This is a genomic window from Thermoplasmatales archaeon, from assembly GCA_026127925.1.
Taxonomy (GTDB): domain Archaea; phylum Thermoplasmatota; class Thermoplasmata; order Thermoplasmatales; family Thermoplasmataceae; genus JAKAYB01.
Genome location: JAJSLM010000010.1, coordinates 1 through 21983, shown reverse-complemented (window position 1 = coordinate 21983; position 21983 = coordinate 1). Strand labels below are relative to the sequence as shown.

Annotated in this window: 23 protein-coding genes, 1 other RNA gene and 1 riboswitch; of the genes, 10 read left to right on the top strand and 14 right to left on the bottom strand. The window is 41.3% G+C overall.

The genetic code is table 11. The annotated features are described in order from the left end of the window. Positions 1-76 precede the first annotated feature (76 nt). From LVQ96_07870 to LVQ96_07860, 3 genes are read right to left on the bottom strand one after another with little or no spacing between them, the layout of a single operon-like run. A complete protein-coding gene (locus LVQ96_07870) occupies positions 77-1066 on the bottom strand; it encodes a nicotinate-nucleotide--dimethylbenzimidazole phosphoribosyltransferase (GenBank protein ID MCW6171071.1) in 990 nt (329 codons plus the stop codon). 12 nt (positions 1067-1078) lie between these two features. Continuing rightward, on the bottom strand, positions 1079-2026 hold the full coding sequence (locus tag LVQ96_07865) for a cobalamin biosynthesis protein (GenBank protein MCW6171070.1): 948 nt from the start codon (positions 2024-2026) through the stop codon (positions 1079-1081). Continuing rightward, entirely contained in the window at positions 2023-3117 is a 1095-nt protein-coding gene (locus LVQ96_07860; GenBank protein MCW6171069.1) for an aminotransferase class I/II-fold pyridoxal phosphate-dependent enzyme, read from the bottom strand. Before LVQ96_07860 ends, LVQ96_07865 begins: the two co-directional genes overlap by 4 nt. A gap of 91 nt (positions 3118-3208) precedes the next feature. On the opposite strand from LVQ96_07860, the gene cobS reads away from it, so the two are divergent. Further along, on the top strand, positions 3209-3994 hold the full coding sequence (gene cobS, locus LVQ96_07855) for an adenosylcobinamide-GDP ribazoletransferase (protein MCW6171068.1): 786 nt from the start codon (positions 3209-3211) through the stop codon (positions 3992-3994). 24 nt (positions 3995-4018) lie between these two features. On the opposite strand, the gene LVQ96_07850 is transcribed toward cobS, so the two are convergent. Beyond that, positions 4019-5302 carry an MFS transporter gene (locus LVQ96_07850; GenBank protein ID MCW6171067.1) on the bottom strand — a complete coding sequence of 428 codons (1284 nt, stop codon included), beginning with the start codon at positions 5300-5302 and terminating at the stop codon, positions 4019-4021. Positions 5303-5376: 74 nt separating this feature from the next. After that, a riboswitch (TPP riboswitch) is annotated at positions 5377-5481 on the bottom strand. Between the two features lie 46 nt (positions 5482-5527). Between LVQ96_07850 and LVQ96_07845 the strand changes: the two genes are divergently transcribed. Next, positions 5528-6094 carry an NTP transferase domain-containing protein gene (locus tag LVQ96_07845; protein ID MCW6171066.1) on the top strand — a complete coding sequence of 189 codons (567 nt, stop codon included), beginning with the start codon at positions 5528-5530 and terminating at the stop codon, positions 6092-6094. Here the strand turns inward: LVQ96_07845 and LVQ96_07840 are convergent. Beyond that, entirely contained in the window at positions 6067-7242 is a 1176-nt protein-coding gene (locus LVQ96_07840) for a hypothetical protein (protein MCW6171065.1), read from the bottom strand. The two genes, LVQ96_07845 and LVQ96_07840, sit on opposite strands and share 28 nt — an antisense overlap. Before the next feature lie 14 nt (positions 7243-7256). After that, the gene (locus tag LVQ96_07835) at positions 7257-7436 is read right to left on the bottom strand and encodes a hypothetical protein (GenBank protein MCW6171064.1); all 180 of its coding nucleotides are present in this window, start codon (positions 7434-7436) and stop codon (positions 7257-7259) included. A 78-nt stretch (positions 7437-7514) separates the two neighbouring features. Here LVQ96_07835 and LVQ96_07830 point away from each other — a divergent pair, with 78 nt between their 5' ends. From LVQ96_07830 to LVQ96_07815, 4 genes are all read left to right on the top strand, one after another. Further along, entirely contained in the window at positions 7515-8600 is a 1086-nt protein-coding gene (locus LVQ96_07830) for an ABC transporter substrate-binding protein (protein ID MCW6171063.1), read from the top strand. Between the two features lie 9 nt (positions 8601-8609). Continuing rightward, positions 8610-9659, top strand: a complete 1050-nt coding sequence (locus LVQ96_07825; GenBank protein MCW6171062.1) for an iron ABC transporter permease — start codon at positions 8610-8612, stop codon at positions 9657-9659. Further along, positions 9649-10416, top strand: a complete 768-nt coding sequence (locus LVQ96_07820; GenBank protein MCW6171061.1) for an ABC transporter ATP-binding protein — start codon at positions 9649-9651, stop codon at positions 10414-10416. Before LVQ96_07825 ends, LVQ96_07820 begins: the two co-directional genes overlap by 11 nt. A 114-nt stretch (positions 10417-10530) precedes the next feature. Then, entirely contained in the window at positions 10531-10848 is a 318-nt protein-coding gene (locus tag LVQ96_07815; protein ID MCW6171060.1) for a DUF6114 domain-containing protein, read from the top strand. A 58-nt stretch (positions 10849-10906) separates the two neighbouring features. Here the strand turns inward: LVQ96_07815 and LVQ96_07810 are convergent, their stop codons facing one another. Together LVQ96_07810 and LVQ96_07805 are read right to left on the bottom strand one after the other, a co-directional pair. Further along, complete coding sequence (locus LVQ96_07810; GenBank protein MCW6171059.1) at positions 10907-12253, bottom strand: hypothetical protein; 1347 nt, start codon at positions 12251-12253, stop codon at positions 10907-10909. Then, complete coding sequence (locus LVQ96_07805) at positions 12250-13476, bottom strand: argininosuccinate synthase (protein ID MCW6171058.1); 1227 nt, start codon at positions 13474-13476, stop codon at positions 12250-12252. Before LVQ96_07805 ends, LVQ96_07810 begins: the two co-directional genes overlap by 4 nt. Positions 13477-13747: 271 nt before the next feature. Between LVQ96_07805 and rnpB the strand changes: the two genes are divergently transcribed. Continuing rightward, an RNA gene (gene rnpB / locus LVQ96_07800) (RNase P RNA component) lies at positions 13748-14057 on the top strand. A 60-nt stretch (positions 14058-14117) separates the two neighbouring features. Here rnpB and LVQ96_07795 read toward each other — a convergent pair. The 5 genes from LVQ96_07795 to argC are packed head-to-tail and all read right to left on the bottom strand — an operon-like array spanning position 14118 to position 19100. Then, positions 14118-15200 (bottom strand): M20/M25/M40 family metallo-hydrolase, encoded by a 1083-nt coding sequence (locus LVQ96_07795; protein MCW6171057.1) that lies wholly within the window; start codon positions 15198-15200, stop codon positions 14118-14120. Next, positions 15188-16039 (bottom strand): lysine biosynthesis protein LysX, encoded by an 852-nt coding sequence (lysX, locus tag LVQ96_07790; protein MCW6171056.1) that lies wholly within the window; start codon positions 16037-16039, stop codon positions 15188-15190. The genes LVQ96_07795 and lysX overlap by 13 nt, the downstream gene beginning before the upstream one ends. Then, positions 16036-17244, bottom strand: coding sequence for an aminotransferase class III-fold pyridoxal phosphate-dependent enzyme (locus tag LVQ96_07785; GenBank protein MCW6171055.1), 1209 nt, complete (start codon positions 17242-17244; stop codon positions 16036-16038). The genes lysX and LVQ96_07785 overlap by 4 nt, the downstream gene beginning before the upstream one ends. After that, on the bottom strand, positions 17241-18044 hold the full coding sequence (locus LVQ96_07780) for a [LysW]-aminoadipate/[LysW]-glutamate kinase (GenBank protein ID MCW6171054.1): 804 nt from the start codon (positions 18042-18044) through the stop codon (positions 17241-17243). Before LVQ96_07780 ends, LVQ96_07785 begins: the two co-directional genes overlap by 4 nt. 3 nt (positions 18045-18047) lie before the next feature. Beyond that, positions 18048-19100: an N-acetyl-gamma-glutamyl-phosphate reductase gene (gene argC, locus LVQ96_07775; protein ID MCW6171053.1), complete on the bottom strand. Its 1053-nt coding sequence runs from the start codon at positions 19098-19100 to the stop codon at positions 18048-18050. Between the two features lie 327 nt (positions 19101-19427). Between argC and LVQ96_07770 the strand changes: the two genes are divergently transcribed. Beyond that, a complete protein-coding gene (locus tag LVQ96_07770; protein MCW6171052.1) occupies positions 19428-20111 on the top strand; it encodes a hypothetical protein in 684 nt (227 codons plus the stop codon). A gap of 42 nt (positions 20112-20153) precedes the next feature. Here the strand turns inward: LVQ96_07770 and LVQ96_07765 are convergent, their stop codons facing one another. Next, complete coding sequence (locus LVQ96_07765; protein ID MCW6171051.1) at positions 20154-20747, bottom strand: ACT domain-containing protein; 594 nt, start codon at positions 20745-20747, stop codon at positions 20154-20156. A gap of 231 nt (positions 20748-20978) precedes the next feature. Here LVQ96_07765 and LVQ96_07760 point away from each other — a divergent pair, with 231 nt between their 5' ends. Then, positions 20979-21326 carry a DsrE family protein gene (locus tag LVQ96_07760; protein ID MCW6171050.1) on the top strand — a complete coding sequence of 116 codons (348 nt, stop codon included), beginning with the start codon at positions 20979-20981 and terminating at the stop codon, positions 21324-21326. 9 nt (positions 21327-21335) lie between these two features. Further along, positions 21336-21983 (top strand): sulfite exporter TauE/SafE family protein (locus LVQ96_07755; protein MCW6171049.1); only part of this gene is annotated, 648 nt, incomplete at its 3' end.

The window sequence follows — 21983 nt, the reverse complement described above, 5'->3', positions numbered from 1 at the left end:
CTTAACTTACTATAAAATGTTTGAGCTTTGCTATTGAAATTAAAAAAATTGTTCATTTCTCGTCTGTTAACGCCATTCACGAAAGTTGTTCATATGTTTCTTCCACGCTCTTCATTATCGTTTTTTCTGGGCTGCTCTCTTTGGCTATGAGATATGCTGCCCCCATACCAACGCCTTCCTTTACGTGGCCTTCTTCAAATTTCTTAAAACCATCTTCTTTGGACAAGTGAAAATCCAAATTCGATTCTATCAGGTTATCCCCACAGAGAGTTTTCATAGTTTTCCTCTGATCTTCCATTATCCATCGAGTCGTGATTACCGATCTCCTGCTATTTGAGCCTGATATCATCTTGTCCAGATAGTATACTGTTGCCATCTGCGTTCCACCGGAAAAATATATCCAGTGATCCTTTAATGCGGCACTGATCCCTAATGAGAGAGCCATCATATAGTCTCCATAGAATTTTACGGAATCCAGGAAACTTGGTGGGGAAAGTGGCCTCATTCCCAGGGTGTCTTTCACGATCTGTTCCTTTAATTCATCTGGGTTAACTCGGAAAGTAGTGCTTGTTTTTAAGTCCAGCCCAAGTGATCGCAGTGTAAGCAAGGCCGTGGTAGTACCTCCCGGAACACTTTCTGCCAGGAATACGGAATCAAACCTTCTGAGAATGGAGCTCCCGATATAGTAACCGCTGTTGACAGCCATATCAAAAAAAGGGGCTCCAATTGTAATCCTTGGATCTTCTGCTGAATTTAGGCCAGTTTCTATAAACGGTACATTAGGCTTAATGGCCATCCCAGCATTCACAACGATTACAGGTATATCCACAAGCTGCAGGCATCCCCGGGTGACGATAGCTGGTGTTGGAATGCCATCCGGAGTCATGGGCGGCTCTCTCATCGTCACGGATTTCCCATTCAGGAGAATTTCTGAATCTACAGCTGGTGTCATGAAGGTCAGTTCGGGCGAAGCTCCAGCCGCAGTTAAGCCAGGAATTAGTGAAAGTTTCGTGTTCCCTGCAAGAAGCACGAATGCTGAATTCTCTAGCCTCAACTTATTACTCATACCACTGTCATCTCATAAAAATATATAAAGGAAAATAAGTATTGGTACTGTTATAACTAGGGTAAAAACTGCTGAAGTAAGCGAATGAAGTTTTAGTGCTGTTCGGACATCCTCTACATCTGGGTATCGGAAATCATCATTCAAGATATACTCTCCTTTCTTCTCTAATCTCACGCCGATTATATTCGAAAATGCCCCCATAGGCCATCCCGCGTTCCTACTTGCGGTTTTTCTGGAAACTGTAAAGAGTTGCAACGATCTTGGCCTTAATCCGAGAATGTATGCAGAAATATAGGATATGTGAGCTGTTAACCTAGATGGTACGTAATTTAACAATGTATCCAGGTGGGCAGCGAACCTTCCAAACAGCTTGTTTTTATCATCATTGTATCCAATCTCGGAGTCGAACGTGTTTGCAACCCTATAGAAGAATGATCCCGGTAAGAAGAAGAATGAGAAATAAAACAATGGGCCGGTGAAACCATCTACCAACCCCTCTGAAATTGTCTCAATGGCCGCTGAACAAATGAGCTCTCTGGGAAGTCCGGCAGTTTCCCGCCTAACGGTTCTGGAAAGAAATAATCTAGCTTTTTCTAGGTCATTTTTTTCAATTGAAGAAATTATGGGCTCAATGTGATCTCTCATGCTTCTGAACGCAAATGAACTCTTCAGGAAGAATACTGATACAATAATATATATGATTGTTATATAAAATAACTTACAATTAATTATTACCATCGCACCGACAAATAATATCTCGACAAATACCACAAGAAGAGTACCAGATAACAGTTTGTTCCGTGATTTTCGAAAATGAGGTTCAAGAGATTCTATTAGTTTTCCTGTCCAGACAACTGGGTGGATCTTTTCTGGGAATTCACCTATGACAACATCTAGAATCAATGCCCCTATAAGTATGATGATCTGATCTAAAAAGAAATTAATGTGAAGGTTGATCATTCACGACCACTTATCTTCTGCATGCGCTTTCCAATTATCTCCTGGATTGCGTCAATTAGAGCCTTATTCTTATCTCTTGTTTTAACGGAGAATCTCAGGGCTATTCTTCTTTCGTATGGAATCCTGACTTCTTTTACAAGGATCCTATTTCCCATCAACTCGGAGGCTAAATAATGGGCGTTAATATTCTTCGGTGGAATAGTGCAAAAGAAATTAGCCTTTGGATGCGAAATGATTTTAAATCCTATAGAAGTCAGTTTGTTTGCTGTAAATTTTCTCTCTTTCTCGACTAAAGAGGGAAGTTTCTTAAACGCATTATAATCAACGCTGTTTACCAGGTCGAGAGCATACTGTCCAACAGTCCATGGTTCCATCAGTTTTTCTATTCTCATTAGTATCTCTCTGCTGGAAAGCAGATAACCTAGTCTTATAGACGCGAATCCGAAGAGTTTTGTGAGTGAACGGCCAAATATCACATCTCCATAATCTGTAATCATTCGCCCTTGAAATGACGGGCTCTGGAAATTAACAAAATCTATGAAAGCTTCGTCAATGAATGTCAAAGCGTGCTTTTTGTGATCGAGATCAATGATCGCCTCCAGGTCATTTTCAGAAACAAGATCACCAACTGGGTTTGATGGGTTTGTTATGAATAATAGATCATAATTTATTCCGTTGAGTGTTGAAAGTAAATTTTCCATGGAATTTTCTCTGCTCCACGAGGTCTCATACACCCTGGAATGGTTGATAAGTGCGCTTTTCTTGTGCTCTGAAAACGTGGGTTGAACAATTGCCACTTTACTTCCATAAAAGAGCTGATTTATTCGGTATATCAGATAAGTAAGGCCTGGTCCAAGAAGTATCTTCTTCGGATCTAAATGAACGTAGTCTGCCAACGGTTTTAGATAATTTCTCGTATCGGTATCCGGATAAGATCGCAGTGATTCATTGTTCTTAAGAAATCCAGATAAGTCGATTTTCGTAAATTCATTCAAATTTGAGCTAAAATCTAAGACCTCAGATGGCTTACAGTGGTTTTTCTTTGCGAATTCCCAGATGTTTCCTCCATGTCCCTCGAAGTTGCCTTTCAACGAATGTAGATATATACCATGACTTAAAGTCTACTTCAATTATAGAAAGTATGTTTAACTTCATAGATATTAACGTAAATATCGGTATCACATGTTCAATATCAAAAAATTCAAATGTGCCCTTTCCTTCTTTACAATTATACCTTCAAGATGTGATGATATAACCAGTGGCTATTCCGGATATGTTTCATTGGTTGGCGCGATCATCGGCCTAATATCCGGAACCGCGTTCTATTTTCTTTCTTTTTATGTTAATGTTATTCTTGCTGCAGCAATTTCGCTATCCCTTATACTCTTGCTTTCCGGCTTTAATCATCTTGATGCTGTTCTTGATACAGGCGATGCGATACTCGTTCGTGGTCCATTTTCGAGAAGGTTGGAGGTTTTAAAAGACCATTTTCTTGGTGCAGGTGGTTTCGGCTTTGCCTTTGTGATTTATGTCGTCACTTTCTCCTCCATGGCCTCTCTCATCCCACTAGAAGGCATGATCACAATATTACTTTCCGAGATTATTGCAAAAGATTCATACATTTTAAATTCGTTAAAAACGAAGGGCCTGGTCCCTGGAGGTATGTTTTCACAATTCAAGATTTCGGTTCAGCAAAATTGGAGATTGCAGATTCTGGCCAATTTTTTCCTTTTTATAGTACTTGCCGTGATTTTCCTGCCATCCCTTTTAATTGCCGGAATACTAGCTTTGACAGCGCAATACTTAATAAAAACAAGGATTGAACGCTCATTTGGAGGAATTAATGGTGACGTTCTGGGATTTTTGGGGGAGATAACCAGAGCGTTTTTTATTTTCATAGCCGTAATTCTCCTCCTCTTTGAGCCGTTACACTTCATTCCACTGACGCTTTTGTTCTCTCACCTTTAGACGGCGTCCGATTTTATAATTCGTTCATTGATAATCTATGTCTGCATTTCTGGTTTCATAACCTCTAAAGTACCATAATGAAGCCGCGCCAAGTCCAAGGATCCAAAGTAGCATATTTATGAGGACAAAGTCAAAGACTCCAACATTGAAATAAGATGTAAGAAACACAAATATCTCATAAACAGTAATCGGAGCAATACGCATAACCCCAATATATGTAGCGCGTAATCTTGTCGGAACGGTTTCCGGTTCGAGAGTGGTTCTAGCAGACCACGCAAACTCGCTGAACGCGAGGTTTATAAACAGCAAAGGATAGAATATAGCTACATTGGTCAGGGAACGGTAGAAAACCAATATGATCCCTATGGAGATAACGCCACCGATAAATGAATATAGAAGATAATTCTTGCGAGGGAATCTCCCAATGATGAACATTGCTGCAACGCCAGCAATGGATGCCCCAACATTGGAAACAAATATGATTTGCGCAATTAGGTTTGGGAAAACGACGGGACCGACGATATAAGACATAAGCCCATCTGTGGCATACTGGGAGACCCCAACAACAGCCATTATGATAATGGCGAATGATATCATGGGTTTGACAAGGATTTCTTTATCGTTCTTGTAATTGAGCTTCTTCTTCTCGTTCTCGGCTTCCTTTTTTCTGCCCTTAACGTTCAGCCAGCGATATGACTCTGGCAGTGAGAGTCTGGAGTAAACCAAGATTATGATCAAAGCTATACTCGATACCAGTAAGAAAAACCTGAACGTCAGATCGGAGAGGAAAGATAAAGGACCGAATAGCGAAACCAGGAAGGAATGAAGTTGAGTGCTAAAGAAACTCTCATATATCATGAGGCCAGAGATAAAAGCGCTACCTATATTGCTGAAGTTGGCGACGAGTGTCAATTGCTTGGCTCGCTCGACTGCCGGGAAATCCTCCGCAACGAGAGAGAGACTAGGCGGTTCTTCACCACCAACTCCGAATTGGGAAAGAGCTAATCCAGGAAGCAGAACAAAGAAATTTGTGGCTAGAACAACTATGATTATGCCAAGGGCGTATGCTATCATAGTTACAATAAATACTTTCTTACGACCTATCCTATCGGCGATAAAACCCATCAATACGTTTCCAAAAACGAGAAATGCAGGCCCTGTAACAAGTATTGAAGTTTTAACGGGAATGGATTCATGAACAAGAAATGGGAAATTCAGAGACAGTGGACCGATAGTTGCGATCAATCCCCACATAAAGAAACTTGCAGTTACAGAAATCAGGAGAAATTTCTGGTAACTCGTGTGCATTAGAGTATCATCCCATTCTCAGTCAGAAGTAAAAAACCCCAATAGCATACATTTCTGTTTACTATTCTTAAACAACGATCAATCATTCTATTCCCTCCGCCAGCATTATCTGGATCAGGTTCACAGGGTCGACCTTATGGTCCTCTCAGCCTCTTTTCGAAGCTCCCCAATCTGATAAAAGTTAATTGCAAATCTATATTAAAACATGATCACTTTATCTTAACGATGGGAAGTACTGAAAAAGAGAAAGTAGCCGTTTCAATAATCATGGCTGGAGGAAGGGGTGAGCGCTTTGGAAGGAGCGACAAATATCTATCATTAATTGGAGGCATACCAATATTATACCGCACATTCAAAACAGCAGGTACTTTCAGCAACAAGGTTTTAATATGCACGAAAAAGGAATCGAGAAGTACAATAAACTACTGCGAAGAGATGAAAATCGATTATATCCTTGAAGAGGAGGAAGATTACATCAAAGCGATAAGGTACGCCTTATGCAAGCTTGATATTTTCCCTGCGATGGTAATCTCCGGAGATATTTTTGTTTTCAATGTAACGCATCTCACGGATCTTATAATTTTTGCAGAATCAAGCAAAGCTGAGGTGATAACCCTTCTTCAGCGTGGTAGGCCTGTAGGGATAAGTGTTTTCAAGAGATGCCCGGAGAAAGATGAAGAATTGACTAATGAAAGCTTTAATGTCAATGCCGATTTTTGCGTAAATGTCAACACGTTAAGGGATTATGAAATCGCGTTGGAACTTTACTCTTCAAAATCAGATTCCATATGAAAATCTAAGTTTATAATATATTGACTATTTCTTAGCTTGATGGTAGAGAAGGACACCGTAAAAGCAAGTATGGCACTAAAGAGAGAAATAAAATATGTAGACATTTCTGTTCTGGCAATAACATTTTCTAAAATAATAAATGCGAAGATAAGGATTGAGAGCGAGGGAATAATTATGCGTATGTTATGTCGTGTTCTTAAAAACACTTTTATTAGTGCGGCATTCGTAAATGAATGAATTATTATGAAGGCAACGCCCATGGTGAGTGAGACGGCAGCAAATATTTCGTAAGAATTGTTGGTAAAGAAAGCAACCATCGATATCACTATCCCAGAAAATAATATTATAGAGAAGGATATGCTTTTTATCCGATTTTGGTACATTCTTTTTCCAAAAACGAAATCATAATTCGCTTTAAGCAACGCATGTTTAAGGGCGTTCATATATCCAACACCAAGCGTAACGGATCCGTTCAATACGATCAAAAGCCCTATGTATTCAAGGATTTTACCATAGGGTCTGCTGAAGTATTCCATAATGCTTAGCGGAGACGAAACGTACTGATTAAGCAATTTTTCAGGTAAAAACAGACCGATCCCAATTGAAACGATCGTCATTGCGCATGCGAGCAGAACATAGCTCAATATAACTGCAAGGTGGGTATTCCTGCGCCAATTCCCCATGCTCTCAGAAATAAATATTGACGAACCTATTCCTGATAGTGCAAGTAAGGTGAATGGTAATGCCTTGAAAGTGGAAATTATGTTAATGGAATAATTTGGAAGATGGAATGAGCCCCTTGTAAACAGGGAAAAGGCAACAAAGACCATGAATGCTATTTCTATTACTGTCGATGCTACGATGTATTTCATCGTTATTCTTGATTCACTGAAACCAATAGTTAAAATAAATAGCATTAACAGCGCAATGATGAAAACTAGCAGAAAAGTATGACTCAAAAAATCCGAATCAAGGAAGAAAATGTCCATGATTGCAACCGCAGGTAAAGCCATGGCCGCATACGAAATGTACATTAATGAAACAAATATACCACTTCTCTTTCCCAACTCTTTCCCAACATAGCTGTAGTAACCTCCGTTCGACTTTATATGTTTAGAAAAGAATACTGTTGAGTAGATAACAGACAAACCCAAAATTGAACCTAGTATGATGGAAAAAAGCCGTACCTCCCTGTAAGGATTATGATTATTGGAAACAGTGCCATTATGTTTATTATTGGACCTGAAGAGGAGAGGCTTTGCATTGTTCCTTGCAGCAAGCCTAACTCTTTCACGCTATTATGATTTTTTAGATGGAAGCGCATATATTGTTTATCCTTCAAAACCAGCAAGAAAAATCTTATATATTAAGTTAACTTTACAGAATTCAAGTACACTTAACAAGGAGTAAACAGATATTTATGAAAACCATAAAAATAATAATTACAGTGGTGGTAGTGGCCATTGTTGTTGTCGCCGGCGCCTTGGCGTATGAGCATTTTTCTCGGACTCCAAACGATGCTGCACAGAACACACTTACCCCAGTAACAAGCATCAATCTGGTAAATAATGGCAGTACAACAAAGATAAATTTGAGCGCAGCAAACAGTTTTGTTTATGCAAAGGACACGAATAACGGCGTGTTTACTATCCATGGATCACTTTCAAGGATCGTATCTCTAATACCATCTGTCACAGTCACGCTGTACGCACTAGGCTCTTATCAAAAGGATGTAAAAGGGGTAGATCAATACAGCACGTACCCAAATCCGTCAAATTATGATATCCCGGTTCTCACCATAGGTGTTTCGTCTCTTCCGATAGAAGCAATCGTGAATCTTTCACCGGACGCGATAATGACCACCACGGGATACTTTACAACACAGGAGATCAGCAAAGTCGTAAACGTGTTGAACATACCATACTTTGTTTTTAACCCTGAATCCGTTCCCCAGATTGAAAATGCAAATACAATCCTTGGAGAACTCACGGGCACAGCGCATAATGCAACGATAATAAATGCATGGATGGAAAAGAATCTACAGAAACTGGGTAACTTGACAAAGAAGATCACAAATGAAACCTCAATATTCTACGATCTTGGGCATGGCAGTTCAGGAATATACACTGCGGGAAATGGTACGTTTATCAACGAAATGTTTCAGCTCGATCACATTAAAAACATCATTAATGCAACCGGTTATCCAGAGGTTTCAAGGGAAACTGTTTACAACGGGACCCCGGGATTCGTATTAATCGATGAATACGTTAACCAGAGCAGATTTCTAAAGGATTTCCCTAACCTAACGGCGGTCAAGGATAAGAATTATACTACGGTTCTAAACGATTCATTCATAGATGAGCCGACATTCAGAACGATCTATGCTTTGTTCTGGATTGGAAGCGTTGTCTATCCGAACTACATCAACATAACCGACATTACTGGTTTCAACAATTACACGCACTTCGATCTCTCACCTGCCCCTCATGTGGGAATATATGGATGATGTCGTCCAATGAAATTTAATTTGAAATACGGGACTCGTCCCTTCAAAGCTGCAGTAATTGTAATAATCTTATTCATGTCTATAATACTCTCCCTTTTTCTCGGACCAGTCAGAATTCCACCGCTTGTCGTTACGCGAATATTCTTCAGTCAGATCCCCTTCGTGGGAAATTTTGCACACTGGGGCTTCACAGGTGTAGAATATGACATAGTTGTTCTTGTTAGGGAACCGGTGATTCTTGGCGCCGTGATTGTGGGAGCAGCACTTGCAATGGGAGGATCCTCTGTTCAGAGTGTGTTTCGAAACCCTATAACCGAACCTTATATAATTGGCATTTCAAGCGGCGCAACCCTCGGAGCAGTGTTTGCACTTTCTACCCAGGTCATGTGGTTTGGAGCTTACACTTTGCAGGTACTTGCCTTCTCCTTCTCGATTGTAGTCATGCTTGTTATCTATTCTATTTCGTTTCGCTCGGGCAAGGTACCGCCAATGTACTTTCTTCTTTCAGGTATCGCTATTTCGCTCTTCCTCTCCGCTATTGTCGGTCTTATGTTATTTTCAAACAAGAGACTCGAATCTGAGGCATTTGCATGGCTACTTGGATCTCTCAGTGGTGTAACATGGGCAGAGGACGCCATAGTTTTTGTGATCGTCTTAATCTCTGGCATAGTTCTTACATCGTTTTCCAAGGACATGGACGCGTTACAAATGGGTGAACATCATGCACAATCGATCGGGGTGAACGTGGAGCGAGCAAAGCTCATTTCACTTTTGGTTACAACACTCGGAGTCTCTGCAGCTGTGTCAATCAGTGGCCTTATTGGTTTTGTAGGCCTTCTTATGCCTCATGTGAGCCGAATGCTGTTTGGCGGGTCAAACAGAATAGTCATTCCGACATCGGCTGTACTTGGGGCCATATTTCTTCTGCTTGCAAATGATGTTGCAAGAGATTCTTTAAGTTACACGGAGATACCCGTGGGTATTATTACAGGTCTTGTCGGAGTACCGTTTTTTATGTATCTCTTAAGAAGGATCTCGAGGGGTGGATATGTCACTTGAATTGGACGAGGTGAACTTTAGAAGGGGCGGTTTCTCTCTGAAGAACATCGACATTACGGTAAATGAGCATACGGTCCTGGGTATAGGCGGGCAAAATGGATCGGGAAAAACAACGCTTGTAAGGGTAATGTATGGATTCCTGCATAGGGATAGTGGAACAATAAGACTTGATGGAAAGGTTCTGGAAGATTACAAGATGATTGATCGAGCAAGGAAAATTTCAGTGGTAAACCAGGAAATATCGGAGCCCTTCAATTTTACGGTAGAAGACGTTATATCGCTCTCCGGATACAGCTCCGAGGAGAAAAGGAACATCGATGACGCTTTGGATCTGTGTGGAATAGGGTACCTTAGGCATAGAAGTTTTTCCGAGATAAGTGGAGGAGAAAAGCGACTGGTGATCATCGCGGCTGCCGTTTATCAGAATTCTAAATTTGTTATAATGGATGAGCCCACGGCATTCCTGGATATCGACAAGGAGCTAAGAGTTATGAAAATTATTAGATCTCTTAAAAATGCTGGCAAGACCGTGGTTTTAGTGATGCACGACATAAATCTTCTCTATAACCTGTGCGACGAGGTTGTATTCATAAAGAATGGATCAATGGTCGCTTCTGGAAGTACAGAAGATACTATGACCGTTGAAAATCTATTAAAGACATTCGATGTCAAATTCAAGATTTATGACAACGGGACTCCATACAAATTTATTCCAGATGACGAAATGGATAGCGCTAGGATGAGAAGGTTTTCATAACTGCTGCAACTTTGTGGTTAAATACTGCAATTGCATTTTCCCCTGTTGTCCTTAAAGTATTTTCGCGATACTCCATTAGATTCAACGCTGGTGTCAGTAGTTTCAGGCGCGATAATGTTGTACATAGCTACATATTCGATATTTATTCTGAAGAAATTAGACATAACTGTTATTTCGGAACTTGTGGAGGTATGGGCAGGCTTGGCATGGGGCATCCTAATAGTTCTCTTAGGTATCATGCTTTATTTTGATAGGCCGCATCATATCGCATACGGCATTGGAATCATGGTCTTTTCTATAGCAAGCATTTATGGCACGAATGGTGGCGAACTGATTGGCCTTGTATTAGGGTTTATAGCTGGAATAATGGCTATAGAATGGAAGCCGAAGAAGGTCAAGACCGGGGTATCAAATACCACAGAGGTCAAGTAATTACGTTTCCCTCCTGCAACGCATAAAGTTGTGTAAAGCCTAATGGATTAAATGGTCATCAGTGTATTTCTTGTATTTGTGCGACACATTCCCCTGCTTCTTTCACTAGGTTTTTGATTGTTTCATTTACACGCCTGCGATTCCCGTCTATAAGAAGTCTTATCTTATCCCGTCTCTTCTTGTCGATCACGATAGATGATTTTACTTCAGAGCTTGGTATCTGTTCATTGTTTGCAATTCTTTTTCCAGCCTCGCTGTAACTATCACGCCATGCATTTCCCGATAATACTTTCTCTGCAGCAAAATTTGTGGCATATGTGGAATTCCGGATAGCTTGACCTGACTGCTCTTTGTTAAAAGAAATTTTTGAAAACATGTCTGATAGCGCAACAATGATCTCTTCCATTTTCAGTATGGAATCTATTGTGAGTTTCTTACCTATTTGAAATTCCCTGTGATAGCCGCTCAATTTATTGATTGTATTCGAAGCAACCGCCGCGAGATTCCCTGCAAACGTTGAGGCATACCCCTGGACAATCTCGAGGAAGTCGGGGTTAGTCTTATTGGGCATAAGGGAACTCCCTGTGACATAATCTGGAGGAAGCGTAAAAATTCCAGATTCCTCCGAACTGAGAAATATAAGATCCTGGCTTATACGAGAGATGTCAAGCATCATCGAAGAAAGAGCGGCCAGGATGCTAAAGTCGTCTATAGGCCTACGTGAAGCAAGAAAAAGTGGGTTTGAGACTGAACTATCGAAACCAAGCGATTTGGCCAGAGTAATCCAATCTATGTCAAGGAGATTTCCAAAACCGGAGCCATAGCCCAGAGGGGACAATGATAGATCTTTGAGCAATCCCTGGAATTCATAGATCTTACTCTCCATTACAGACGCAATGAAATCTGCATATGTCTTAATCGAGACAGGCATTGCCTGTCTATAATGTGTATATCCCGGAAGCGTTCCATCGTACTTATTTTCCATATATTTCACTGAGCAGATTAGGCTGTAAAGTTTCTCCTGAATTGAAATTATGTGGTCTCTATAAAACATTCTAAGGTCAGAATGTATTTCCTCATTCCTTGACAGTAACAGTCTTAAATCATCTGCGTCTTCACCGATTTTCTTATCTACAATGTCTTGGATAAATGAATGAACGTCCTCATAATCCGCAGGTATGGAATCGTATTTTCCTCTTATTCCGAGCAGGCAATCAATAATCGCACGAGATTTTTTTCTCTCTATTTTCCTTTCTTTGAAAAGCTCTACTTGGAAAGCAAGGAGCGTAAGGATCTCGTAATCTATAAGGTAACTGTCCGTGTCTAGGTCATCTTCAGACATTATCCTGTTCGGTTCTATTCCAGCCTTAAAGGCTTTCCCGCCCTGCCACAATTTTCTGTTCACGCTTCTTCCTCTATTGCTCTTAACTTGCGAGAATATCCATTTCTCACATTTGATGAAAGAATTGTCTGCATCCCAAAGATCTTTATGAATCCTGCAGCAGATCCTTGATCGAATGTTTGCCCCCTTCCGTATGTTGATAGGGAATAATTGTACAGAGAGTTGGAACTTTCGACGCTTGTCGCGATGCAATTACCTTTGTAGAATTTGAGCGTGACTTCGCCGGATAGGAATTCGTTCATGCTCTTTTCGGTTTTATTCAGATGATTCATTACAGGATCGTGCCAGAGGCCGACGTAAGCATTGTTTGCCCATAGGTCATCTATAAATTTCTTCAGCTTAAGTTCCTTTTCGTTCAATGTTAAAGATTCCAATTTTTTACGCGCTTCCAGAATGCTAAGTGCTGCTGGGCATTCATAGAATTCTCTGCTTTTTATCCCGGTGACACGGTTTTCTATATGGTCTATTGCGCCATAGCCGTTTTCTCCTGCTATTTTTGTTAATTTATTCACAATAGTCATCAAAGGAAGACGCTGTCCATTCAATTTAATGGGAAGTCCTTTCTCAAAACCAATTTTTACTTCAGTTTTTGTATCTTTGCATTTCCAAGGCGGTGTTACATAGAAATACGCATCTTCCGGAGGTTCCACCGCCGGATCCTCAAGAACAGAACCTTCCACCGACCTTCCCCAAAGATTCTCGTCCACAGAGTATTTTCCGCCTACTGGGACTGGTATTCCGTGCTCCTTTGCATATTCTATCTCATCGTCCCTGTTCATGTTCCATTCTCTCACGGGGGCCAGGACATCCATCGAGGGGTCCAGTGCACGTATTGAAGTCTCAAATCGTACCTGATCATTTCCTTTTCCAGTGCATCCATGTGCAATGGAGGTGCAATCGTAATCATGGGCAACCTCTACAGCTTTTTCTGCCATCAGCGGCCTTGCTATACTTGTTGAAAGTGGGTAGGACCCTTCGTAAAGCCCATCTGATAAAATGGATTTAGATACATATCCATTTACGAATTCATGTTTTACATCCATGGTTATTGTATCGAGAGCCCCTATATTTCTTGCTTTATCCGCAACAGAATCAAGATTAAGTTCCCTTTGGCCAACGTCCAGAGTCAAAGCAACAACATCGTAACCTAACTTCTCGTTTAGCCATTTTAGCATTACTGAGGTATCAAGTCCTCCCGAATATAAGAGCAATACTTTCTTGTTCACGTTGGCGAAAGGGTCATTGAGTACTTTATATTTTTTGACAATGTTAACAAAATCATACGTATTTTATTAAAAAATGAGATTAAGTTACAATAATATATAGTACAATTAATGCTCTTACCCGAACTGATTTTACAATTTTTTGTGAAAACTTAATCTATGACCTAGAGGTTAAGGGTAGCTAAGTAGGAGTGGCGATCCGAGTTGACGCTAATCTTTTCCGTTGAATCTGGGAAGGATTGGAATCCCGTAATAGGATGCCAGGACTATTGAGAAAGGCTCTAGGATGACTTACGCTCGAAAGAGTGAGGAAAGTCCCCTCTCCTTGGTGGAATCCAATGCGTGCAAGCGCATATCTCGAAAGGGATTCGAAAAGGGAAAAGAAAAAAACGGGTCCGGGTAAAGTATGATTTCGGTGGAATGACGTTTCCCGGAATACCGATGGAAACCCTTCATGGATGGAGAAAGTCTAAACAGACTCGCTTAGGCCACCGACAGGGTCGGGTAAGACGGCTCAGAAATGGGCGAAGTTGAATGTCATCGGCCGGAAACGGTTAACAGAAAGGGGCTTACTCAGAGCATTTCTCATGGCCTTAACATTCCATCGCATTATTCGGAAATCACGAATAGTTTATTTTGAAATATCAACTTGGATTAAGGGAATCCAATTCAATAAGGGCATTTGTGACAATTTTTATACTGTTTTCCAGATCCTTAATTGAAATAACTTCGTTATCTGAATGAGAAAGTGATGGATCGCCCGGGCCATAAGTTACGGTCTCGACATTAATTTCATTCCCTGCTATGTTCATGTCTCCCGAACCACTCTTAAACAACAGTGAAGGATTGTTTCCGCTAAATTTAGCCACTCCTGCCTGAAAGCTTTTAACCAGGTTGCCCCTGATATTTGAAACATACGGCTTAACGGAGCTAATGGCCTTTAATTTTACGTCACATTTGTCAGATTCTGAGTTGACAAGTCCCCTTAGTTCGCCCATTACTCCCCCTTCTGTTTTCGAGGGCGGGTATCTTAAATCTATTAGACTCCTGGCATAATATGCTGTTACGTTATGTGCCTTTTTTGACGTCATGCCTGTTAAGCTGACAGATACTTCTCTGAAACTTTCCCCTTTTCCATAATACCTTTCTACCTTCCGGAAAATATCCACACTTTTCTCTATAGCATTTGCTCCCTGCCATGGTGCACTGGCATGATGCGGTAATGTGGAAACTACCATCTCCAGGAGAATCCTTCCCTTATAGCCGACTGTCAGATCCACCGTATTGCTAGGCTCTCCAAATATCGCATAATTTGGATGGGGATTATTCTTGATGACCTCCCTGATACCCTTGCTCTCTCCCTCTTCTCCTACTGCAGACACAAACGTGATTGCTAGCTTTGCACCCATCCTCTTTGCCTCACTTGCTCCGACCATCAGAGCCAGAAGAGAGGCCTTTGCATCGACTGCTCCCCGCCCAGTGAATAAACCGTTCCTGAAAGTTACAGGTCTTTTCCCTGGAACCGTGTCCATGTGTCCGCAGAGCAGAACCTTTGCTCCATTGCCGATGAAGGAACCCAACACGTTTCCAGCACGATCCAGGTGGACGTTTTCATAACCCAAACTCCTGAGCTGACTCTCCACGACTCCTGCTATCTTATCTTCTCTGCCGGTTGGTGAGTAGGTTCTCAGCAGTTCCAGGAAATAATCCGTGACTATGTTGTCCATTCGCCATCATGTATTGTGAAATCCACTATCTCTCCCGCAATATCTACGCCGGTTACCCTAGCTGTGTTCTTGAATTCAGTAGTTCCATTTATTTCGTGTACGAGATAGCCCTTATCCGATTCCATCATGTCGACACCGAAAATACCTCTTCCAATGCTATCTGTAGAATTAAGGGCTATTTTCTCTATCTCGTTCGTAATTTCAAGTTTTTCTGCCCTTCCACCTATCGCCGTGTTTGTTTTCCATTTTCCATCTTGAGAATACCTGTATATGCCGCATAAAACCCTATCTCCAACAACGAAAACTCTCATATCTCTTGGCGGTCTTTCAACAAATTCTTGAAGATAATAGATGGAATTTATGGGATGCATGTATTCCCTGTCCTCGAACACAGCTTCCGCGGCATCTCTGTCATTTAGAAGAGCGATCATTCTACCCCAGCTTCCAACTACTGGCTTCAAAACAGCTTTCCCATGAAATTTATTCGTGAAAATGCTCATGGCACTTTCTATCGACGTCGCAGCTGCAGTGCTGGGTGTTGGTACATTGTTTTTCACAAGTGCAAGTGAAGTAAGCATTTTATCCCCGGTGATCAGCATCGCTTGCAGGTTGTTAACGACAAATTTCCCTTTTGCTTCAAGAAATGCGGTTGTATGCAATCCACGATAATAGCTGACACTCCTTTGGATATATAATTCTGGTTCTGTAACTTTTGAATCAAAATCCATCTCCATTTTTCTGGTATCTATCATTACTGCTTCGTGCCCTTTTCGTGCAATCGCCTCTGCTATCGCTTTTTCCTCCCATCGTACAACGTCATGTAAAACGCCGATCCTCAATGAGCAGCACCCGTTCCGTTTTCAAATTCATTTATCGATGAAGTGATTCTATTCACAGCAATGTCTATTTCACTATCAGAAATGATATATGGGGGCAACAACCGGATAATTGATATTCCGGAGTATAGTGGTATAACGCCATTTTGTATCATATTCATTAGAACCGGAATAAATTTTACTCTGAGGCTTATCGCCTGCATCATCCCGATGCCACGCACCTCCCTGACAATTTTGGAATCAGAAAGACTCTGAGATAACCTGGAAATCATGTATTTTCCCTTTCTTGTTACCTCACTCAATAATTCCTTACTCAATTGGTTAAGAACTTCAATTCCAGCCGCGCATGCCAATGGATTTCCACCCAGAGTCGAAGACATTTCTCCAAGTGTCAAAGAGTTCATGATTTCTTCTTCTCCTGCGGCTATTCCCATCGGAATACCGCCCCCTATACCTTTACCGATGGTCATTATGTCTGGCTCAACTCCAGACCATTGATGAGCCCACATCTTTCCGGTCCTGCCAAGACCGGATTGGATCTCATCAGCGATGAGCAAGATCCCGTGCTCTTCCGTGATTTCTCTTAATTCTTTCAAATACTCGCTTCCTGGAAGAATTATACCCCCTTCTCCCTGTACCGGTTCAACAAAGACAGCAGCTATCTCATTTAGATTGGGCAATTCTCTTATAGCGTTAGCGTCTCCATAGTCAACGAATTGGACGCCTTTGTATATGACATCTCTGAACGAACGAGTGTACTTCTCTGAGTGCGTTATGGCAAGTGATCCAAGGGTCTTGCCATGATATCCGTTCTTCATGCTGACCAAAAGCTTCCTTCCCGTAAATTTTATGGCTGCCTTCATTGATGCCTCAATAGCCTCAGTTCCGCTATTTCCAAGATAAAAGCTTGTTATATTTTTTGGCACGACTGAGGATAACTTTTCAAGAAAGTCTGCACGTGTTTCATTGTAAAGAGAGGAATGCAATATTGAAACTGTGTTAAATTGTTCCATGATCGCATTCATTATCCTATGGTTATTGTATCCAAGGATGGCAACACCGTATCCACTTGAAAGGTCCACGTAATCCTTGCCATTTACGTCCCATATAATTGAACCTGATGCCCTGGATGCAACGACAGGAAGTTTTTGGTAAGTCTTTGCTTCATGTTCTATCTCCAGGTCCATGATGTTTTGTGCTGTTATCATTTTAGTATCACTGTTCTCCTCTTTCCGTTGAGAGCGTTTTGTAAAGGTTTATCAATATACCCATTTGATATGACTATCTCCTTGACACCTCCACTTAGGGCTTGCGTTGCAAATATCAATTTTTTGTCCATGCCGTTTCCAACTTCTCCACTAATTTCCTTGATCTCTTCTGCCCTGGCTTTGTTCACAACGGATCCATTATGAATCAATCCATCGACATCGGTAATCATGATGAGTTTGTCGGCATTTAGTGCTGCTGCGATGGATGCTGCGGCTCTGTCTGCATCGATATTCAATGGTTCATATTCCTCGCTTATCGCAATGGGTGAAACTACGGGTACGATGCCCCGATCCAAGAAGAGGGAAATGAAAGAAGTGTCGACCTTGCCTACCTGGCCGGTCAATCCACCATCGATGATCATTTTTCTGTCTCTTCCGTCCAGTACTATTAATTTTTTCTTTCTGTTTGCGAATATGGTAGGTCCATCAAGCCCAGAAAAACCGAATGCGGGAACATGTCTTCTGTTGAGTGCAAGAACTATGTCCGAGTTTATCTTGCCTATCATGACCATTTTGTATATGTCCATAGTTTCTCCGTCGGTGAAGCGGCTTTTAATCCCGGATGGTGAAGTAATAAACTTTGGCTCAACACCCATAAGGCGTGAAATCCTTGTAACAGTCTTTCCTCCTCCGTGAACTACACAAATAGAATGCGCTCTCAGCGATACGAAATCATCTATCAGTGCATCTGGGATACCTTTATCTATTACGCTTCCTCCAATCTTTATAACTATTTTCATTTCTTACACCGGAAATATTGGGATTGAAGTCAATCCCATCTCTTCAGGAAAATCGAGCATTAGGTTCATGGATTGCACGGCGTTTCCCGCAGCACCTTTCACAAGGTTGTCTATCGCGCCGATAGATGTTATTCTTCGCGAATAACTATCAATATTAAAGCCAAGATCAGCGAAATTTGACCCAGTCACCAGTTTTGGATCCGGGTATCGGTAGAGGCCATTCTTATCCATCATGAGCCGTATAAACCTCTCGTTCCTATAGAATTCCCTAAACATACTCCAGAGAGTTTTTTCCTCGACATCCTTTTCATATGTTACAGATGATGTTGTGAGAATACCCCTGACCATGGGTACAGACTGGGCTGTGAGCGCAACTTTTGTTCTGCCGCCACTTAATAATGAAAGCTCCTGTTCAATTTCTGGTGTATGTCTGTGGCCTGAAGGTTTATAGAGTCTAACAGAGTTCGTTTTAGCAGAGTAATTTGAAAATTCCGAGGCATCATTGCCTGACGCAGATGATCCAGTCTTTGCGTCTATGGTTATCACTTTATCCGTAAATCCTGCTTTAGCCAATGGTGCAAGGCTGTATATAGACGAAGAGGCAATGCACCCAGGATTGGCAATAAATTTCGCTGACCGAATCTCATCTCTGTGAAGCTCTGGATTTCCATAGACAAACTTTTGAATTAGATCTGGGCACGAATGATCCCACCCATACCACCTCGGGTATTCGCTGGGGTTTTTTAGCCGAAAATCAGCACTCATGTCTATTATCCTGTTGCCGGTGTCCATTATCGAGGGAACAATTTGATGGGATTTCCCATGGGGGATGGCCAGAAAAATTAACTCAACCTTCGATGCAATATCCGCTATATCCTCATTTTTAAAGATCAATGAAGTGCTACCTTTAAGGCTTGGGTGCACTTTATAAACAAATTTACCATTGAAGGTTCTTGAACCGGCATATTCAACAATTACCTGGGGATGCTGCAAGAGCAAGCGAAGAAGCTCCCCACCTATATAACCAGAACCCCCTATAACTGCTACTTTTATCATCTGAAACAAACAGAACAGTGATTCTGAGGGAAATTCGGAGAAATTACAGGGTTCAGTTGCTTACTCTCCCCAGTCCTCTTTAATTGAATCTGCCGGTTTAAGTTGCAAGGTGCCACTATTGACACCACAGATCTCATATTCAAGACCGCAGTCACTACAGCTGACAATTTCAGATTCCATTACGTCTGCTGGAATCGTTACTTTTCCACCGCACATTTGGCATTCCAATTTTTTTTCACCTATTCCATTTCTTTGGCCATACTTTTATGGCCATTTTTGGGTTATTAACATAAATTATTAATAACTTGCGACCTATTTCGGTCATGTATGACTAAAGAGGCCAAAAAGATTAGTTCAGTTAGTTCTATCGTACGTTCAATAGTTTCAAATGACATCTTCGTCAACACGGCAATTCGGAACGATTATGCCAATCTCTCATCCATTAGCAGGTTGCTGAGGCCATACATTGAGGCGCGCCTAGGTTCAAGAATTTCTGAAGATGCGATATTGTCCTCCCTTAAGAGGATGGTAACAGCACATAGCTCCTATGAAAAGGACATTTTTGAAGCGCTGGCAAATAGTAGTGTGCAGCTTTCTACTGGGCTTATTAAGATAGTGACAAGAACTTCCTCGATGAAGCACATCTCTGAATTGCTTCATTCTCTCAATGCCTTTGACTCAATGTTTTTTTCAGTAGGAACAGACTATGTCACCATGATAATGGAAGAAACCAAGGTAAAATTGTTGAAGGAATTTAATGTACACGAGATTGTTGATAGGAGGGACAAGCTTGGAATAATTTCAATTCGAAGTACTCCAAAGATGCTAATAACACCCGGTTTCCTGATGTACATTTATGAAAAGTTAGCCACATCCGGAATCAATGTAGAGGAAACAACAAATAGCTATACCGATACGATAGTTGTAGTAAGCGAAAATCAACTGGATGCTTCATTTCATGCCATAATGGAGCTTATAGAATATGGAAGACTGAGAATAAACATGAAATGAAAAACCTTAGGGACAGTATTCGAATCACGTTCTAAAATTTCATTAAAAAGTCAATGCTTTGTAAGCTTTCACTGCATCCTTCCTGTTCACTATTATCAGAGTCTCGTTTGAACAGGATATGAGCTGAAGGATGTTTATGGATTCTGCAAATAATCTCTCGGTGATCCTCATAACGAAACCCGGAACTCTTTCTATATCCTTTGAAGAAAAAATATGCAGTGCGCTTACATCTCGCTCAATAGAAATTCCAGATTGTGATTTTATTTCCCCATTCTCCATTTCATCTACGACATAAACAACGGAATCGCTCAAGTACGTAGCAGAAATATAATTCACGTCGATTGGTTTTCTTGAGGTGAGAACTGTAATTTTATCCTGTAGTGAAATCTTGCTCTTTATTAGCAACTCGTGCACATAATTCTCGTCGAATAAAGTACTTTCATGTCTTTCCTTAATTTGATTCAGAGCATACCTTATAGAAATCAGGTTGTAGGCAGGATTCCTTGCCTTAATTTGCTCTGAGAGTTTGCTGAGATTTATAACCCCCTCTCTCATCGATAGAAGGTTCTCAGGAAATAACTTTAGGTAGTCTTCCACAACGTCTTCAACACTTCCGCGTTTCGTCTTTTGTTCCACAGTTCATTAGTTAAAGATAATATAAAAATTTATAGTTATGTTGAGAAAATTACTACAATATTGCAAATAATTGAGAATATGCGCAATATATGTTGCTATTTCTGATCATATCAGCAATTACCTTTTTTATATTGCATCGGGAAAATGCCCATCACAACTGTAATTCACGCTATAGAAATGAACGCCAAATGTTATGTATAATTTGGCAATACCTAAAAGCAGTGAAAAATCATGTCCAAAATACTCGTAATGCTGATCACAGGTAAAGACAACATAAACACAGAGATGGTTGCATTCAGTTTTGCATTCAACGCAGTTAAGAATGCAAAGGCCAATGTCGAATTCCTCTTCCTCGGAAGGGGAGTCCAGGCCGCGAACAAGCATCAGAAGAGTTCCCCCCAGTTCGAAGATCAGATCAACATGCTCAGGAATGAAGGCATACCGTTGAAGATATGCAAGATAAGCATGTCGGGTGAGGGATTAACCGAGGATGATATCTTTCCAGGAATCGATCTGGTTCTCGGTGGCGTTGAGACAAACTCCAGGATAGAAGACGGGTACACGGTAATATCATTCTAGGCCATCGAAATGTATCCGATAACAGATCTTCAGATAATTCTATCAATAATATCAGGAATACTCGTCGGTTTCTCCCTCGGTCTCATCGGTGGTGGTGGATCGATCCTCGCAATCCCCCTCCTGATATACTTCGTAGGATACGATCATCCGCACCTAGTCATAGGCACGACAGCACTCGCTGTCGGCATCAATGCATATCTCAACCTTATACCCCACACCCTTAAGAAGAACGTCAACTACCGGACAGGCGTAATATTCACCGTTCCGGGAATAATCGGTGTGCTGGCAGGATCGGAACTCGGTCTCCTCACCCCCGGTACCTTCCTCCTGTTCTTCTTCGGCTTCCTCATGATCGCCATAGCTCTATACATGCTCAAGAGGAAGTGCGTAGACATATCGGAAAAAGAGAGGAAGGTCTCGAAATCATATCTCATCCTCATACTCACAGGCATAACCGTTGGTTTTGCCTCAGGGTACTTCGGTATCGGTGGTGGCTTCCTCATAGTCCCAGGTCTTCTCTTCGGTGGCGGTCTCAATATCATACAGGCTGTCGGAACGTCCCTGATGGCCGTTGGAACCTTCGGTGTCGTCACTGCTGCAAGGTATGCAATCAGCGGTGATCTGAACATAATCATATCCGTACTGTTCATCATCGGA

Excerpts from the sequence above, each read along its gene's own strand:
- LVQ96_07870 (MCW6171071.1), bottom strand. The coding sequence starts at position 1,066 with ATGAGTAATAAGTTGAGGCTAGAGAATTCAGCATTCGTGCTTCTTGCA.
- LVQ96_07865 (MCW6171070.1), bottom strand. The coding sequence starts at position 2,026 with ATGATCAACCTTCACATTAATTTCTTTTTAGATCAGATCATCATACTT.
- cobS (MCW6171068.1), top strand. The coding sequence starts at position 3,209 with ATGTTCAATATCAAAAAATTCAAATGTGCCCTTTCCTTCTTTACAATT.
- LVQ96_07850 (MCW6171067.1), bottom strand. The coding sequence starts at position 5,302 with ATGCACACGAGTTACCAGAAATTTCTCCTGATTTCTGTAACTGCAAGT.
- LVQ96_07845 (MCW6171066.1), top strand. The coding sequence starts at position 5,528 with ATGGGAAGTACTGAAAAAGAGAAAGTAGCCGTTTCAATAATCATGGCT.
- LVQ96_07830 (MCW6171063.1), top strand. The coding sequence starts at position 7,515 with ATGAAAACCATAAAAATAATAATTACAGTGGTGGTAGTGGCCATTGTT.
- LVQ96_07825 (MCW6171062.1), top strand. The coding sequence starts at position 8,610 with ATGAAATTTAATTTGAAATACGGGACTCGTCCCTTCAAAGCTGCAGTA.
- LVQ96_07820 (MCW6171061.1), top strand. The coding sequence starts at position 9,649 with ATGTCACTTGAATTGGACGAGGTGAACTTTAGAAGGGGCGGTTTCTCT.
- LVQ96_07815 (MCW6171060.1), top strand. The coding sequence starts at position 10,531 with ATGTTGTACATAGCTACATATTCGATATTTATTCTGAAGAAATTAGAC.
- LVQ96_07795 (MCW6171057.1), bottom strand. The coding sequence starts at position 15,200 with ATGGACAACATAGTCACGGATTATTTCCTGGAACTGCTGAGAACCTAC.
- LVQ96_07785 (MCW6171055.1), bottom strand. The coding sequence starts at position 17,244 with ATGATAACAGCACAAAACATCATGGACCTGGAGATAGAACATGAAGCA.
- LVQ96_07780 (MCW6171054.1), bottom strand. The coding sequence starts at position 18,044 with ATGAAAATAGTTATAAAGATTGGAGGAAGCGTAATAGATAAAGGTATC.
- argC (MCW6171053.1), bottom strand. The coding sequence starts at position 19,100 with ATGATAAAAGTAGCAGTTATAGGGGGTTCTGGTTATATAGGTGGGGAG.
- LVQ96_07770 (MCW6171052.1), top strand. The coding sequence starts at position 19,428 with ATGACTAAAGAGGCCAAAAAGATTAGTTCAGTTAGTTCTATCGTACGT.
- LVQ96_07760 (MCW6171050.1), top strand. The coding sequence starts at position 20,979 with ATGTCCAAAATACTCGTAATGCTGATCACAGGTAAAGACAACATAAAC.